Origin of the sequence: Paraburkholderia sp. SIMBA_054 (genome assembly GCF_046534875.1) — a bacterium.
GTDB lineage: Bacteria > Pseudomonadota > Gammaproteobacteria > Burkholderiales > Burkholderiaceae > Paraburkholderia > Paraburkholderia hospita.
In genome coordinates, this window is sequence record NZ_JAWRXV010001033.1 from 1 (window position 1) to 261 (window position 261).

Annotated in this window: 1 pseudogene; it reads right to left on the reverse strand. The window is 55.9% G+C overall.

The features are described 5' to 3' along the window. Nucleotides 1–103 (reverse strand): annotated as a pseudogene (locus tag SB822_RS58290) (Na+/H+ antiporter subunit C); the annotation flags it as partial. Nucleotides 104–261 lie beyond the last annotated feature (158 nt).

The window sequence follows — 261 nt, forward strand, 5'->3', positions numbered from 1 at the left end:
TCAGCGACAGGCCGATTGCCACCTGGAAGGTACGCGGGCGGAGAATGAACCAAACGCCGGATGCCATCAACACGCCGATTGCCAGAGCAAGAACGAGTTCCATCAGTTCTCCTCCTTCGTTGCGGCAAGCTTCTCGACACGGTGTTTACGGAGTGATTGGTGTGCGAGTGCAATCAAAACCAGCACGGTAGCACCAACCACGAGGGTGAAGACGCCAAGATCGAACAGCAGTGCGCTGGCTGTCGGCATTTTTCCGATATG